The following is a 15,134-nucleotide window of genomic DNA, read 5'->3' as shown; positions in this document are numbered from 1 at the left end:
GAGCAGCACCCAAGTCGCGGTTGGCTTTACTGGACACGGACAATCACCTGGGCAGTGGCGTTGTAGCGGCCGGGCGTGATCGCTACCTTTCCCGGCGCGATGGCCTTGAAGGTCGCGTTGATCTGGCGCGTGTACGCAGTCAATCCCGTGCCCGGCGACCCGGTCGAGGTCGCGTCGTTCAGGACGGCATCCCAGCCGTCTTGCGTGCCGCCCAGCGTGACGTACTGGTTCGTGAGGAAGTTCAGCGCGCCGCCGCCCGGTCTCGTTAGCGCGACGCCGACGCCAGTCGCCACCGACGGATCCGTGCCGTAGCCGTCGGAAAGCAGGTAGGTCACGCCGCTGCCGCTGGTCGTGAGTCCCGCCGTGACCGCAGCCTGTGCGTTGGCCGGTTGCGCGAGGATGCCTAGCGCGGTCTGGTTGGCGGCGGTGCCGCTCGCGAAGGCGCGCATGCCCGATGGGGTCGTGGACTGGCACTGCATCTGGATCGTCACCGGCAACTGGCGGGTGAGGCCCTGATTCAGATCGTTCACGGTAATCAGCGGAAAGTTGACGACAGGCGTGGCATTGGTCACGGCGCAGGTTGCCGTGCGCCGGATGTAGACGGTGTTATAGGGGTTGATCGCCCCCGGCCAGCGGCTGTAAAACCCGTCGTAGGCAACGTTGTGGTCGGCGCCGATCACAACGTTGCCGCCGAAGTTGGGCGCGACGAACACCACGTAACCCACCGGCTGGTTGTACTTCCAGTAGCCCGCGTTGGTTGAGGTGTTCGAATAGTAGGCGGTGCACACACTGCACTGGAAGAATTCGAGCTTGTACTGGCTGAAGTTCTTGGCCTTCACGAGCAGCCAGCCCTGGCTGTCCTTGTCGAGGCCCGTCATTTGCCGCGCAGCCCAATAGCGCGAGGCGTACTGTCCCGTCGTGAGGTTGGTGATGCGCGATATGAGGCCCTTGTAATAGGTGTAGTAGGTGCCGGGAATGCCGGAGTCCCCGCTCGCGTCCCACTTGCCGGCATAGTCGTTGTCGCCGTTGGTCGAGTAGAACTCGAACAGGCCATTGGCCGTGGCAGGCTCGGGCGAGCAGCGCCACAGGACCTGCTCGGGGCTGTAGGTGCCCACGCCGTTCGATCCCATGTTGTAGACGGGCGAAATGGCGCTGCCCAGCAGCGTGCCGTCGGGCACGAAGGGCGGGGTATTGATCGTGACGGTCATCGGGTAGGCGCCTTGTCCCGCCGTATCGGTCGAGCCTACCCAGTTCGTCGTGATCGTGCCGGGATCGGTGTAGTACGCGCTGTTCGGGTCGGTGGTGAGCCCTGTGATCTTGTAGCATCCCGTTGACGTGGACACCGCCCACGACGACGCGGGCAGGCCGAGGCCGAGGGCGCAGGCGAGCAGCGTCAGCCAGGCGGTTCGATGCGCCCTGAGCGCGTGTGCAAGGAAATTCATGAATCTGCAGGACATGGTGGGTGCCTTCGATTGCGGATCTTGTCTGTCGATGATCGACCGGTGGTGGTGAGCGCCCGCCTGCGCGCCCGGCTTCGACACCGGTCCCGGTCCCGGTCCCGGCCCGTCAAACAGCGCGTCGTTCATTGCCTGGCCGACGCTTCGACGGGCGCGCAGCCGGCCGTCAGGTTCACGAGGGCGGCCTTGGGGTCCTGCCCGCTGACGTCATAAGGAATCGTGCACTGGTCTTCGTGCTGCCCGCCCCACTTCACGGTGACGACGCCACGCTCCGAAGGCACGCGCGCATAGACCTGGCCGCCCTGGCCGACCATGCCGATGGCGGCGCCGTCGCTGTTGAGGACGTCCGCGCCCAGCGGCAGGGGTTTGCCGTCCGGCAGCGTGGAGCGGATCAGCACGGCATGACCGGTCAGCGTCGAGAAGCGCAGCAGCACGGCCGAGCCCGGGTAGGGCGCGACGCGCAGCTGGTTGCCCGTGAGCTCCGCACCGGTGCCGATGCCCTTGCTGTCGAGCGCGACGTCGTTGTAGCGATAGGGCGTGAGCGATGGCACGATCGCATAGCCCCAGCGGTCCACCTGCGCGCCCTGGCCGTTGCGCACTGTCGCGCCTTCGGCGCCCTTGGCCTCGACCACGCCGAACGTGTCGGCGAGATACGGGCCGAGCGTGACGCCGCCGCTGTGCGCGACCGCCGAGCCGCGCGCCGTGGCGCCGCCTTGCCAGAAGCCGTTGCCCTGCGAGTAGCTCGCGCCCATCGTGATCATCGAGAGGTTCTTCTGGATGTTGCCGCTGATGCTGCGCTGGCCGTCACCGGCCTGCGCCGTGCCCGTGAGACCGTAGCTGACGGTCTGCGCCTCGTCGGCGATGCCCGAGACCGAGGTCTGGTACGTGCTGCTCGAATTCGAGGCGAGCGTGACGCCGCCGGACACCGACGCGGCGCGCGGCCCGGAGCCGAACGGAATCGTCACGGTAGCCATGAGCGTGTTCGAGGTTGGATACTGCATGCCCGTCTGGACGTTCGTCTGCCCGCCGCCCGTGTAGAAGTCCGGCCCGTTCGTCGAATAGAGCGGCCCCGTGTGCTGGCGCACGAACGTGAGGTTGTAGCTCAACGACTTGAAATGGTTGTTGTAGCTGATCTGGAACTGCGTATCGCGCGCCTTGGCTCCGTAGTAGTTGCTCACGCCGAGCGAGAACGACAGCGAGCCGTAGCTGTTGAAGTTCTGGTTCACGTTGACCGTGAACTGGTTGCGTTGCTGGTACGTGCTCGACGACCAGTTCCGGCCGCTCTCCCAGGCGGCTCGCGCGCCGAGCGCGTCGACGAAATCGCGGTAGCCGCTCGTCGAATAGCGGTAGCCGGCGAGCGCGAAGGTCGTCTGGGTGGCCGCGATCGTATGGCTGTAGGTGACGGAGCCGAGCCAGCCGTTGGTGTAATGACCGGTCACGTCGAGCGCGTTCGACCACGACGCGTTCAAGCCGAATGCGCCGACAGGGGTGGCGAACACCGCGCCCGCGAGCAGCGCCTGGTAGTCGCTGGCGAGGCGCGTGGCGCTGTTGAGCGTGACGTTGTTGGTCAGGCCGCGCTCGTAGGCGAGGTCGGCGAACGCGGCATTCACGCCCTCGATCTGGCGCACCTTGCCGACCGTCACGCTGTAGTGGGACGAGCCCGCGCGCCGCGAGCTCGGCACGGCCGAGAACGGCACGACGAACGAGGACACTTGCCCGTTCGCTTCGAACACCTGAACGGTCAGGTCGCCCTGGAAGCTGGTCGGGTTGAGGTCAGTAATCCTGAATGGTCCGGGCGCGACCGTGGTCTGATAGATCGTATTGCCGTTCTGACTGACGACCACGCGCGCATTGGTATTCGCGATGCCGGTCACGACGGGCGCATACCCCTGCATCGAATCGGGCAGGGAACGCTCGTCGGTTTCGAGATGAAAGCCGGTATAGGCGACCGAACTCAGCAGGCTGCCGCCGGTGAAGTTCTGTCCGACGACGAGATCGCTGCCGATTTGCGGCAGGGGCCGCTCGGCATAGGCGCGGATGTTGTTCCAGCGCGAGTAGTGGAAATTGCCGGCGTCCGAATAGCTGAAGGCGGACTGCTGATGCAGGCGCCAGAGGCCGATGTTCACGCCCGCGTTCAGGCCCGCGTAGAACGAGTTCGCGTGGTAGCCAAGTGACGAAGACGTGTAGTAGTTGGTGTCGTAATTGACGTAGGCCATGGTCTGGCCAGCGTCGAGGCTCTTGACGTCGATCGATCCGCGCGGCGTGCTTTTCATCAACGCCTGGGGGACGCTGATATCGAGGCGCAACCGCGACAGGTCGAATGCCGTGGACGCGCCATCGATGCGCCTCGCGAGCGGCAGGCATTCCCCGGGCGTGTCCGTGCCGCCGGCCTGATCCGCGCCGGCGGTCATGCCGCTGTGGCTGTCGGGCAGCGGCGCCTCGGCGGGCGCGGCATTGACCGGGGCGTCGCCGGACTTGATGCCGGAGACGAGCACGCCGCTGTCACGCAGGAAAGCATCGCTGAGGCACGGGTAGACCTCGCCGTCCTGGACCGCGCGAAACTCGACGGCCTTGCGCGAGATGAAATTGCTGTTCAGGTAGAGATCCACCTGATAGCGGCCTGGGTCGACGACGCTCGCCTTGTTGTAGCGCTCGATGTCGGCCACACCCAGCGCCGAGCCGAGCAGAAGCCGGTTGTCGAAGTTGTATTCGGGCGTGGACGCCGCGGCCATGCCGGAGTCACTGGCGTCGATATCGACAGGCGCGGCGAACACCGGCAGCGCCGGCACTGCGAAACCGAGCGCGACCACGCTCAGCGACAGCCTCGTGGCCGGATGCCGGTCTTTTGTCGGGACGTGTCTTGCTGCGCGGCGTGCAGGGCGCGCCGCGACGTGTAGCGAACGCTCCATCTCAGTTCTTGCCCGCCGTGACGGTGAGCGGATACTCGGCGTCACGGATTGCACCGTAGTCGTCGACGTATTTCACTTTCACGCGTAGCGGGGCGCTCTCATTGATGCGCGCGGATTCGACCTTCCAGCTTTGCGCGGCATGCGGCGCGACCATGGACGGAGTGAAGCTCGCGGCCTGCGAGCCGCTCACGATTCTGCCATCGGTGAGCGATATGTAGTAGCCCGAACCGTTGTTCGCGCTCACACGCCATGTGCCGGCTTCGCGCTCGAGCTGGAAGCTCAACTGCTCATGCGCTTTCTGCGCGCTGCCCACGATGCCTGCCGGGCGATAGAAAACCTTGAGCCGGTTGCGCAGCATCACCAGCATCTGGTTCTGGTCGGCGTAAGCACGGTTGATGGACGGGATCTCGAGGGTGTTCAGGTAGAACACCGATTCGCGATCCTGGGGCAGTGCCTTGCCGGTAAATACGAGGCGAACGGTTTGCCCGGCTTTCGGATTGATCCTGAAAACCGGCGGCGTGACGATGAAGGGAGCGTCGGCGGTCTGCGGCGTGGACTCGGGATCGCCGGAGTCGACCCAGATCTGCATGACGCTGGGCGAGTCATTCTGGCTCGTGAACTGCACGGTCTGCTCGCGCGCGTCGGCGGGGTAGATCACCCGGGTCGCGGGCATGACGACGCTGGCCGACGCGCTGCCGAGTTGCGCCGCCAGTGCCAGCGGCGCCATCACCTTGAATAGTTTCGCGTTGAACCATGTCATGCCGTATTACCTTCTTTGCGCAACGATTGAGACACTGGGCCCGGAAGTCTCCGGTCCCGACGCTGGACGCCGGGACCGGAGGGACAGGCGTTCAGTCTTACTGGTAGCTGACTGCGTACTGCACGCTGCCAAGCACCGAACCGGCGGTCGCAGTACCCACTGCGCTGTAGTAGCGAACAGCGTAGTTGTACGTCGCCGAGGTTGAGCCAGCAGCGAGGTTCAGACCGGTAGCGGCATAGCCCGTGGCACCGAGCAGGCTGAACGGCGTGGACGGCGCGGTGGGATCCAGCAGTTGCAGCGCCACGCCGCCCGCGGTACCCGTGTTGCCGAGGTTGCCGTTGCTGTCGACCTGGTTGCCGACGAACACCGTTTTGATCGGCGTCGCGCTCGACACCGACGTACAGCCGGTCACGCCGACCGTGAAGTTGGTCATGCCGGCGTTGCTGCCCGCCGTCGCGAGATCCGCGGTCGAGACGGTGGGCAGGAGCACCGTCGGATTCGCCGCGTTGCCGTTGACCGTGACCGCGCAGGTCTGGGTCGTCACTTCGCCCTGGAAGTTGATGGTGTTCGCGCTGCCTGCGAACGCCATGGCCGGAGCGATGGCAGCCGCAACCCATGCGATCGCGGCGATCTTTTTGTTAAGCGTCATTGACTATTCCTATTTTGGTGGTGGAATTGATGAGAATAGGCGTCGGTGTTCTCAAAATGGATAGGACTTTTCCTGGAATCACTGGCTGTGTAACCTAGAAAAATGAGATGTGAAGGCTGTTTTTTTGATATAAGGTCGCCGAATGTCGGTGCGTCTGTCAGAGCGGGGAAGTGTGTTCAACTTGTTCGGCCAGCGTATGGCCGTCGCACGGGTGGCGCGCAAGTGTTCTCGCCGCGACGATCAGCCCGTGCTGGTCCGAGATCGCCTGTCGCACGCAATGCGTAACGCGTGCTCGTGTCTTGAAACTGGACGGGAGGGGACCGGGAAACTCCGTGATCGATAATAAGGATGACGATGTAATTAGTGCCGACCCGATACCGGCGCGCTGCCAGTCTCGATCGACGATCGCCAGTGGCCATTTGCGGATCGATCGGGAATCCATGCGTGAAGGGCAGTCGGCAAGTATTCTGCAAGCGAATTGAAATATGCGTGTAGCGCCAGACCCTCGTTTATCCCTGGCAACCTTGCATAGCCGCTATGGCAGAATGATTCGCGCCTGTCCCGCCGGAGTGGAGGAGCCATGGCTGCGCACAACAAGGTTTGGCGCCTGCTTGTCGGTGCGCCGCTCGACCCGCTCGACCCCCGAACGCGCCACGCCATTGCCGTGACGCCCCTGCTCGCATGGGTGGGGCTCGGCGCGGACGGTCTCTCGTCATCGTGCTACGGCCCGGAGGAAGCGTTCCTCGCGCTCGGCCAGCACCACGCGCTCGCGCTCTTTCTCGCGCTCGCCACCGCGTTGACGGTCTTCATCATCGCGCTCGGCTACAACCAGGTCATCGAACTGTTCCCCACGGGCGGAGGAGGCTACCGCGTCGCGACCGCGCTGCTCGGGCCGCGTCCGGGCCTTGTCTCGGGCGCCGCGCTGCTCGTGGATTACGTGCTGACGGTGGCGACCTCGCTTGCGAGCGGCGTCGATGCATTCTTCAGCTTGTTGCCGGTTGGCGCGCAGTCGATCAAGCTCGTGACCGAGCTGATCCTCATCGTGCTCATGACGGGACTCAATTTCCGCGGCATGCGCGAGTCGATCCTGGTGCTGCTGCCGATCTTCATCGGCTTCGTCGTGCTGCATGCGGGGCTGATCGTCTATGGCGTGGTGGTGCATGGCAGCCATCTCGCGAGCATCGTGCCGGACGCCGTAGGCGAGGCGCATGGCATGGCGCACGCGCTCGGGCCGCTCGTGGTGGTTGCGCTCCTCATGCGCGCGTTCTCGCTCGGCGGCGGGACCTATACCGGTCTCGAAGCCGTCTCGAACAACGTGAACATGCTCGCCGAGCCGCGCGTGCCCAACGGCAAGCTTACGATGACCTACATGGCATCTTCGCTGGCGTTTACGGCGGGCGGCATCATCCTGCTCTATATGCTGTGGCACGCGAAGCCCGTCGAGGGCGAGACGCTCAACGCGGTGGTGTTCGGCAGCGTGATCGACCATCTGGGGCTTGGCTCGTCGTTCGCGCGTCATGCGCTGCTGGCGGCCGTGCTCGCGTTCGAAGCGGGGCTCTTGCTCGTGGGCGCGCAAACGGGCTTTCTCGACGGTCCCGCCGTGCTCTCTAACATGGCCGTCGACTCCTGGGTGCCGCGCCACTTCCGCGATCTCTCCACGCGCCTCGTGAGGCAGAACGGCATCATCGTGATGGGCGTGGCGAGTCTCGTGATCCTGCTGTGGACGCACGGCGATGTTTCCGTGCTGGTGGTGCTCTATAGCATCAACGTGTTCCTGACCTTCAGCCTCTCGCTGCTCGGCATGTGCACGTACTGGTGGCAGCATCGGCGCGACGGGCAGCACTGGCTCAAGCATTTCTTGCTATCGGCGCTGGGGCTTTCCGTGACCGCGACGGTGCTCGTGATCACGCTGGTCGAAAAATTCACCGAAGGCGGCTGGCTGACCGTACTCGTGACGAGCGCCGTCGTGGCGCTGTGCTTCTTCATCAAGCGCCACTACTCGGATACGCGCGCACAACTGGCGCGCGAAGATGCGCTGTTCGCCGGGCAGGCGCCTGAAGTGGATGCTCAGCAAGCGGCGCTCGCGCTCGATCCGGCGCAGCCGACGGCGATCCTGCTTGTGGGCAAGCATCGCGGTGCGAGCATGCATGCGCTGCTGTGGGTGAACCGGCTTTTTCCCGGCCACTTCAAGAACGTGATCTTTCTCGCAGTGGGCGAAGTGGATGCGCAAAGCTACGAGGGCGCCGAGCATCTCGAGCGCCTCAAGCACACCATGATCTCCTCGCTCGAGTACTACATGGCGCACTGCCGGCGGCATGGCATTGCCGCCGACTACCGCGTGGCCTTTGGGACGCATCCGGTGCTCGAGTTCATGAACCTCGCCGAGAAGACGATGGACGAGTATCCGAATAGCGTCTGCTTTGCGAGCAAGCTGATCTTCAGGCGCGTGAGCTTCCTGACCGCATGGCTGCATAATCAGACGCCTGTCGAAATACAGTCGCGGTTGCATCTGCAGGGCAAGCAGATGGTGCTTCTGCCGATGAATGTGGGGTGACTCGAGGCGCACGAGTCCAGGGGCGTAGTACCTATCGCGTAGGGGGTGCCAACTCGGTTGGCTGGAATTTGGCTGTTTTTTGGACAAAATTTGTATTCGCGGCGGGCCGCAGGCGTTGCCCCTGTGCGGGGCGGCACCTACTTTTCTTTGCCGCGGCAAAGAAAAGTAGGCAAAAGAAAGCCGCTCAAACCGCCAGTGTGACGCAGTGGACCACTGCCCTGTATATCGGAGCGGCTCCGGGGCGTCTGCCATCATGGGGCGTATAGCGGAGTGACTAAGGGCTCATCCGTCCGGCGGCGCTGCGCGCGCCGTGGGGCATACTCAGAACCATTGGGATAGACGCGTATTCGGGGAATTCCAACGTATTAATGCGGAAGCACTCTCGCGTATCAGTAGGACTCCAGCATATTCGCCCGGAACCATTCCTGCGCAATCGCCAATTTGCCGGGAAGAACTTCGCGCATTCGCCACGCAGCCCGCTCGGTTTTCCATGCATACCGTTCCGCCCGCGCGTAGCGCGAGGCGGGAAGAATGAGCCCTTTGTCACTAACGCGGAGTGTGCGAGGAGACGGATGCCCCGGAGCCGCTCCGAAGGACAGGGCAGTGGTGGACAGCGTCACACTGGCGGTTTGAGCCGCTTTCTTTTGCCTACTTTTCTTTGCGGCTGCAAAGAAAAGTAGGTGCCGCCCCGCACAGGGGCAACGCCTGCGGCCCGCCGCGAAAACAAGTTAAGGCCAACACCACAAAGAACCACACCTTCAAACGGCTCACGAAGAAAAAGCGACACAAGAGAATCGTGACCCCGATTCCCCAAATGTTTACACAATTTATGCACCATCGCGTGCAATCTTTGCGATGCTTTGCGGTGCAGAGCAGTATCGTACATGTAGACGCACAGGACACGCACCCGATGCCAGAGCGGGCATCAACCGCTCCAAAAACCTCCACGAGACTCCAGGTGTTGAAACTGCTCATTCCCATCATCGACCGCCACGGCGCACGAGAAGCGGCGCGCCACGGCGCTTTCCTTTTCGCGGAGCGCTGCGTATCGGAAGTAGAAATCGTCGAAGTGCTCGACGACCCCGCCTACGACCGCAGCGTGGCCTTCCACTCGATCGGCGCATTGCGGCGCCGCGAAAAGCAGGCGATGCAAGACGCGCTTTTGCAAACGCGCGCGATTCTCGATGATGCCGGCGTGCCCTACACCTGGACGCGCGTGTTCGGGCCACCCGAACGCGTGATCGCTTCATCAGTCGAGCGCGGCCGTGCCGACATCGTGGTGCTCGATGCAAGCGGCCTGGGCTTCTTGCGCAAATGGAGCGTGCTCGCGCGGTTGCGCCGCCTCATGCATACGCCCGTTACGCTGGTGCAGTAGCGCAGCACAAACGCCGCGCCGGGTCGCCTTGACCCAATCTGACCTTGCAGCTATTGTTGCCATCAATAATGCGCAACGGAGCTGCCCAATGGATCACTACACGTCAAAGAACTTCACGCTCACGGAGAGCGTGGGCTTCGCCCTTTCGAAGGCGCGTAATCTGATCGCCTCCGAGATGGACACAGCGCTCGAAGAGCTGGGCATCACGAGCCCGCAAATGGGGGTCTTGCTGTCGATCAGCGTGGGCGCCGCCAGCACGCCCTTCGAGCTTTCGAAGCTGCTCGGAATCGATACGGGCCTGATGACGCGCCTGCTCGACAAGCTCGAAACCAAGGGCCTGGTCGAGCGCTCGCGCAGCGTCGAGGACCGTCGCGTCGTGAACCTCGCATTGACGCAAGAGGGCGTGGCCGTCGCCGCGCAGATTCCGCAGATCGCACCCAAAGTGCTGAACGCGCGCTTGCGCAAATTCTCCAAGGCCGAGTTCAATGAACTCTGCCGGCTGTTGCGCAAATTCGCCGGCGACTGAGCCTGGCGGATAGACGCCACGACCCATCGAAATTGTTCATACCTCGCATGAAGGAATAGCGTTGGCTGCGGTTTTTTGAAGCCTCTACCGTTCTCCCACCGCGCATCGAATGCGCGACTGGCATGGGAGAGCGACAGATGAGCATTGAAGCGGCCGTTCTGGACGAGTGGTATCCGGTTGCGGTGATAGAAGATGTGAAGCCGGGCGTGGCGTATTCGACGCGCCTGCTCGGCGCGCCGCTCGAGTACCTGCTCGACGGCACAGGCGCCGTGCGGGCCACGCGCACGGATACGGGGAAACCCTGCCGCGTGCAGCAGCGGTTCCACACCGTGTGGATTTCGCTCGGCGATCCGCCCGCCGACATGTTCGCGCTGCCCGAATTCGACGAGCCCGACCGGCGCATTCTGGGTGCGGGCTCGTTTGCCGTACACGCGTCCGGGCTGCGCGTGATCGAGAATTTTCTCGACATGGCGCATTTCCCCTATGTGCACACCGGCTTGCTCGGCGAAGAGCCGCACACCGAGGTCGCGCCGTACCGCGTCGAGAACGAAGGCGGGGAGCTCTTCGCGCGCGACTGCCGCTTTTATCAGCCGATGAGCGCGGCCTCCGCGCAGACGGGCATCGACGCGCACTATGTGTACCGCGTCGCGCGTCCGTTCACGGCCATGCTCTACAAGACCAGCCCGCAGCAGAGCGCGCGGCGCGACGTCATTTGCCTGTTCGTGCAGCCCGTTGACGAGAGCCGTTGCATTGCGCATACGGTGCTGGTCTATCTCGACGACACCACCTCGGACAGCGGCCTGAGGCTTTTCCAGCAAACCATCTTCGGACAGGACCTCATGATCTTGTCCAATCACGTGCCGCGCACGCTGCCGCTCGATCCGGCGTTCGAAGTGCCCACGCGCGCCGACGCCATGTCGGTGGCCTACCGGCGCTGGCTGCGCGAGCGCAGCGTGGCCTACGGCACGTTCCGCACCCCTTCATCCGCTGCGCATTGAGTCTCGATCATGGATCAAACGACAACCTCGCTCCCGAGCGGCTGGCACATGGTGGGCCGCGCCACCGACGTGCCGTTGCGGCACGTCTTTCACACCCAGTTGCACGGCGTGGAGCTTGCGCTGTGGCGCGCCGACGACGGCGCCGTCAACGCATGGGAAAACCGCTGCCCCCATCGCAGCGTGCGCTTCACGCTGGGCACGAACACGGGCGCGACTTTGCGCTGCCAATACCACGGCTGGCAATACCGCGCCGGTGACGGGCGCTGCACGCGTATTCCGGCGTCCTTGCAGGGGCAGCCTCCGGCGAGCCTGTGCGCGCGAACGTTCCCGATCGCGGAGCAAGACGCTTGCCTGTGGGTCAATCTCGACGCGACAGCGAACGACGGCTTTGCCGATGCCCACGACGATCCCGCCGCGCCCGGCGTGCCGCTGCGCAGTCTGCCATTCGACGCGCCACTCGATGCCGTGGCCGATGCGCTCGCCTCGTATGCCCTTGCGGATGCCAAAGCGATGCCCGGGAGCGCTCGCGCGCTCCGGCGCGGCGATCGCTTCGACATCGCCTGGCAAAGCGCCGATGGCGCGCATTCGGTCCAGTTCTGGCTGCAACCGGCCACTGCTGTGCGAACGGTCGTGCACGGCAATGCCGCCTTGAATGGTGCAGCGAATATCAATCTGCCGCGCTTCCACAATCGTTTGCTGAGTGCGTTGCGCCGCACAGTAGAGCGCAACACGCAAACACCTGCATCGTTGCGTTCGCAACGTATTATTCCGATTTCGGTGCGCTCGAACACTGCGGATAACGCAAAGCGCTGGCTGCGCGCGACGGTTCTGCGGCGCGAGGTCACCGCGCAGGACATTGTCGCGTTCGAGTTGAGCGCGCCTGAAATCGCGTCGCTGCCGATGGAGCCCGGTGCGCACATCGACGTGCAGACGCCGGCCGGCTGCGTGCGTCAGTACTCGCTCGTCAACGCGCCGGGCGAGCGCGAGCGCTTCGTGATCGGCGTGAAACGCGAAAGCGCCTCGCGCGGTGGCTCGCGCTCGCTGCACGATGCGCTGGAGGTGGGGGCAACAATTCTCGTCTCGCCGCCCAAAGCCCATTTCCGCCTCGTGGAGGGCGCGCCCGCAGTGTTGATCGCCGGCGGCATCGGCATCACGCCGATTCTCGCGATGGCCAGCGCATTGCAGCATGCCGGCGTGCCGTACCGGCTGCACAATTTCGTCCGCAGCCGCGAGCACCTGGCGTTTGCGAGCCGCCTTGCCGGGCTCTCGCATGTGCAATTGCACACGGGGCTGGACACCGCCCGAACCGCCGAAGCCGCGCGTCACGCATTGCGCGACGCCATGGCCGGCGCGCATGTCTACGTATGCGGCCCGCGCCCGCTAATCGATCTGGCGCGCGAGAACGCACACGCGATGGGATTTCCCGATTCGCACGTTCACTTCGAACTGTTTGCCAACGAGGTCTCGCATGCCGGCGATCAGCCGTTTCGCGTGCGCCTGCAACGCAGCGGCGAGGAGTTCGTCGTGCCGGCCGGCGTGAGTCTCGCCGATGCCATCCAGGCGCGCGGCGTGGCCGTGCCCACGTCGTGCGAGCAGGGCGTGTGCGGCACGTGCCGCGTGGGTATCGCGCAGGGCGAGCCCGAGCACCGCGACGTCTACCTCTCCAGCGAAGAAAAAGAGCGCGGCCACTGCCTGCTCGCGTGCGTCTCGCGTAGCCGTTCCGACCTGCTGATCCTCGACCTTTAAGGAAGCGACCGTGATTACGCTCTACGACTACGAACTCTCGGGCAACTGCTACAAGCTGCGCTTGATGATGAGCCTCCTGCCATTGCCCTACGAACGCGTCGAGGTCGAATTCCATCCGGCCAGGGCGCACAAGCAGGAGGCCTTTCTCGCGCTCAATCCGCTGGGCCAGTTGCCCGTGCTCGACGACGACGGCTTCGTGCTGCGCGATGCCCAGGCCATCCTCGGCTATCTGGCCGCGCGCTACGACGCGAGCCGCTGCTGGTATCCGACCGACGACCCGCGCCGGCTCGCCGAGGTCAACATGTGGCTGGCGTTCGCCGACGGCATGACCGGCACCGCCTCGGCCGCGCGTCTGGCCGAGGTCTTCGGCTACGACATCGATGCCGATGCGGCCCGCAGCGGCGCGCACGCGCTCTTTCGCGTGCTCGACGAGCGGCTCTGGTTTGCCGAGCGGGAAGACGACGGCTGGCTTTGCGCCGGCGCGCGTCCGACGATCGCCGACATCGCCTGCTTTCCCTACGCGATGCTCGCGGAGGAGGGCGGCATCTCGCTCATCGACTACCCGGCGATTCGCCGCTGGACCGACCGGGTCAAGGCGCTGCCTGGCTTTGTCGTGATGGCCGGCATCTTTCCAGGCGCTGCCGCGATTCAATCTAATAAGCCATCCTGATCAATCGCAGTTGATGAACCGGCGCCCGGATGGCCGGGTTCATTCCATTCCAACGCACATACCGCATACCGCGGGGAGGATTACATGGCTCAATCGAAGCGCTATCTGCCCGCGGACTCGCGGGAACCCGTCGACGAAGTGCTGCCCGCGGGGCGGCTCGCGCTGCTCGGCATGCAGCACGTGATGGTGATGTACACGGGCGCGATCGCCGTGCCGCTCATTATCGGCATGGCGCTCAAGCTCCCCAAAGATCAGGTGACCTATCTCATCAGCGTCGACCTGTTCGTCTCCGGGCTCGTGACGCTCATTCAGTCGGTGGGTTTCAAGAATTTCGGCATCCGCCTGCCGATCATGATGGGCGTGACGTTCACGAGCGTCGGGCCGATGATCGCGATTGCCTCGAATCCCGCGCTCGGCCTGCCGGGCATCTTCGGCTCGATGATCTGCTCGGGCATCTTCGGTTTGCTGGCCGCGCCGCTGATGGCGAGACTCCTGCGCTTTTTCCCGCCCGTGGTGATCGGCACCGAGATCCTCGTGGTGGGCCTGTGCCTGATGGGCGTGAGCGCGAGCTGGGTCGCCGGCGGCATCGGCAACCCCGACTACGGCAGCCCGCATCTGATCGGCATGTCGTTCCTCGTGCTCGCGTTCATTCTCGTGGTCACGAAGTACTTCAACGGCTTCGTGCGCAATATCGCGGTCCTGCTCGGCATCGTCTTCGGCGTGGGACTCACGGCGCTCACCGGCACGATCGACTTCTCCGCCGTGCATCGGGCGGCGTGGTTCGGCATGGTGATGCCGTTTCATTTCGGCGCGCCGAAGTTCGATCTGTGGTCCAGCGTGGCGATGTCGATCGTGATGCTCGTGACGTTCATCGAGGCGACCGGCATGTTCGTCGCCGTGGGCGAGATGACCGGCAAGCCGGTGGGCGCCAGGGAGATGGCCAACGGCTTTCGGGCGGACGCCGCCGGCACGCTGCTCGGCGCGCTGTTCAACATCTTTCCCTATACCTCGTATGCGGAGAACATCGGGCTCGTGAGCATCACCGGCGTGCGCAGCCGCTGGGTCTGCGCGGTTGGCGCCGTGCTGCTCATGGTCATGGGGCTCGTGCCGAAGATGTCGGCGCTCGTGGCCTCGGTGCCCGCCTGCGTGCTCGGCGGCGGAGGCCTCATCATGTTCGGCATGATCGCGGCATGCGGCGTGCGCATTCTCGCCCAGGTCGACTTTACGCATAACCGCTTCAACGCCTATATCGTGGCGATCAGCGTGAGCGTGGGTCTGCTGCCGGTCGTCAACCCCGAGTTCTTCAACCGGTTTCCGCAACAGCTCGCGCCCTTGCTTCACAGCAGCATCCTGCTCGCGGCCGTGACGGCGGTCGTGCTGAACCTGTTCTTCAATTTACTGAAAGGCTCGAAAGCCGAGAAAGCCGCGTTCGCGCCGATCGAAACCGCGTAGACCCATCCCTGAGCGGGTTGTGCCGAATTGGCAAAGCC

11 protein-coding genes are annotated in these 15,134 nt (G+C 64.3%); 7 read left to right on the top strand and 4 right to left on the bottom strand.

From position 1 onward, the window contains the following. Positions 1 to 26: 26 nt before the first annotated feature. The 4 genes from E1956_RS28870 to E1956_RS28855 all read right to left on the bottom strand — a co-directional run bounded on the left by E1956_RS28870 (position 27) and on the right by E1956_RS28855 (position 5,775). Positions 27 to 1,442, bottom strand: coding sequence for a fimbrial protein (locus E1956_RS28870; RefSeq protein ID WP_232072065.1), 1,416 nt, complete (start codon positions 1,440 to 1,442; stop codon positions 27 to 29). A gap of 140 nt (positions 1,443 to 1,582) precedes the next feature. Then, positions 1,583 to 4,366, bottom strand: coding sequence for a fimbria/pilus outer membrane usher protein (locus E1956_RS28865; protein ID WP_232072063.1), 2,784 nt, complete (start codon positions 4,364 to 4,366; stop codon positions 1,583 to 1,585). Between the two features lies 1 nt (position 4,367). Beyond that, positions 4,368 to 5,126 carry a fimbrial biogenesis chaperone gene (locus tag E1956_RS28860; protein ID WP_134755652.1) on the bottom strand — a complete coding sequence of 253 codons (759 nt, stop codon included), beginning with the start codon at positions 5,124 to 5,126 and terminating at the stop codon, positions 4,368 to 4,370. 97 nt (positions 5,127 to 5,223) lie between these two features. Then, entirely contained in the window at positions 5,224 to 5,775 is a 552-nt protein-coding gene (locus E1956_RS28855; RefSeq protein WP_134755650.1) for a fimbrial protein, read from the bottom strand. Between the two features lie 580 nt (positions 5,776 to 6,355). Between E1956_RS28855 and E1956_RS28850 the strand changes: the two genes are divergently transcribed. From E1956_RS28850 to E1956_RS28820, 7 genes are all read left to right on the top strand, one after another. Beyond that, a complete protein-coding gene (locus tag E1956_RS28850) occupies positions 6,356 to 8,329 on the top strand; it encodes an APC family permease (RefSeq protein WP_134755648.1) in 1,974 nt (657 codons plus the stop codon). A gap of 958 nt (positions 8,330 to 9,287) precedes the next feature. Next, positions 9,288 to 9,704, top strand: coding sequence for a universal stress protein (locus E1956_RS28845; protein ID WP_134755646.1), 417 nt, complete (start codon positions 9,288 to 9,290; stop codon positions 9,702 to 9,704). An 88-nt stretch (positions 9,705 to 9,792) separates the two neighbouring features. Continuing rightward, positions 9,793 to 10,230, top strand: coding sequence for a MarR family winged helix-turn-helix transcriptional regulator (locus E1956_RS28840; RefSeq protein WP_134755644.1), 438 nt, complete (start codon positions 9,793 to 9,795; stop codon positions 10,228 to 10,230). Between the two features lie 137 nt (positions 10,231 to 10,367). Continuing rightward, entirely contained in the window at positions 10,368 to 11,228 is an 861-nt protein-coding gene (locus tag E1956_RS28835) for an aromatic ring-hydroxylating oxygenase subunit alpha (RefSeq protein WP_134755642.1), read from the top strand. A 9-nt stretch (positions 11,229 to 11,237) separates the two neighbouring features. Further along, positions 11,238 to 12,974: a Rieske 2Fe-2S domain-containing protein gene (locus E1956_RS28830; RefSeq protein ID WP_134755640.1), complete on the top strand. Its 1,737-nt coding sequence runs from the start codon at positions 11,238 to 11,240 to the stop codon at positions 12,972 to 12,974. A gap of 10 nt (positions 12,975 to 12,984) precedes the next feature. After that, positions 12,985 to 13,644, top strand: a complete 660-nt coding sequence (locus tag E1956_RS28825; protein WP_134755637.1) for a glutathione S-transferase family protein — start codon at positions 12,985 to 12,987, stop codon at positions 13,642 to 13,644. Positions 13,645 to 13,728: 84 nt separating this feature from the next. Next, positions 13,729 to 15,096, top strand: a complete 1,368-nt coding sequence (locus tag E1956_RS28820; protein ID WP_232072061.1) for a nucleobase:cation symporter-2 family protein — start codon at positions 13,729 to 13,731, stop codon at positions 15,094 to 15,096. The last annotated feature ends 38 nt before the right edge of the window (positions 15,097 to 15,134 follow it).

The sequence above is a fragment of the Paraburkholderia pallida genome, from assembly GCF_004524855.1.
GTDB classification, from domain to species: Bacteria; Pseudomonadota; Gammaproteobacteria; order Burkholderiales; family Burkholderiaceae; genus Paraburkholderia; species Paraburkholderia oxyphila.
The sequence above is the reverse complement of the archived record's forward strand: the minus strand, read 5'-3'. Positions and strand labels throughout refer to the sequence as shown.

Coding starts and splice junctions, on each gene's coding strand:
- E1956_RS28870 (WP_232072065.1), bottom strand. CDS start 1,442: ATGAATTTCCTTGCACACGCGCTCAGGGCGCATCGAACCGCCTGGCTG.
- E1956_RS28865 (WP_232072063.1), bottom strand. CDS start 4,366: ATGGAGCGTTCGCTACACGTCGCGGCGCGCCCTGCACGCCGCGCAGCA.
- E1956_RS28860 (WP_134755652.1), bottom strand. CDS start 5,126: ATGACATGGTTCAACGCGAAACTATTCAAGGTGATGGCGCCGCTGGCA.
- E1956_RS28855 (WP_134755650.1), bottom strand. CDS start 5,775: ATGACGCTTAACAAAAAGATCGCCGCGATCGCATGGGTTGCGGCTGCC.
- E1956_RS28850 (WP_134755648.1), top strand. CDS start 6,356: ATGGCTGCGCACAACAAGGTTTGGCGCCTGCTTGTCGGTGCGCCGCTC.
- E1956_RS28840 (WP_134755644.1), top strand. CDS start 9,793: ATGGATCACTACACGTCAAAGAACTTCACGCTCACGGAGAGCGTGGGC.
- E1956_RS28835 (WP_134755642.1), top strand. CDS start 10,368: ATGAGCATTGAAGCGGCCGTTCTGGACGAGTGGTATCCGGTTGCGGTG.
- E1956_RS28830 (WP_134755640.1), top strand. CDS start 11,238: ATGGATCAAACGACAACCTCGCTCCCGAGCGGCTGGCACATGGTGGGC.
- E1956_RS28820 (WP_232072061.1), top strand. CDS start 13,729: ATGGCTCAATCGAAGCGCTATCTGCCCGCGGACTCGCGGGAACCCGTC.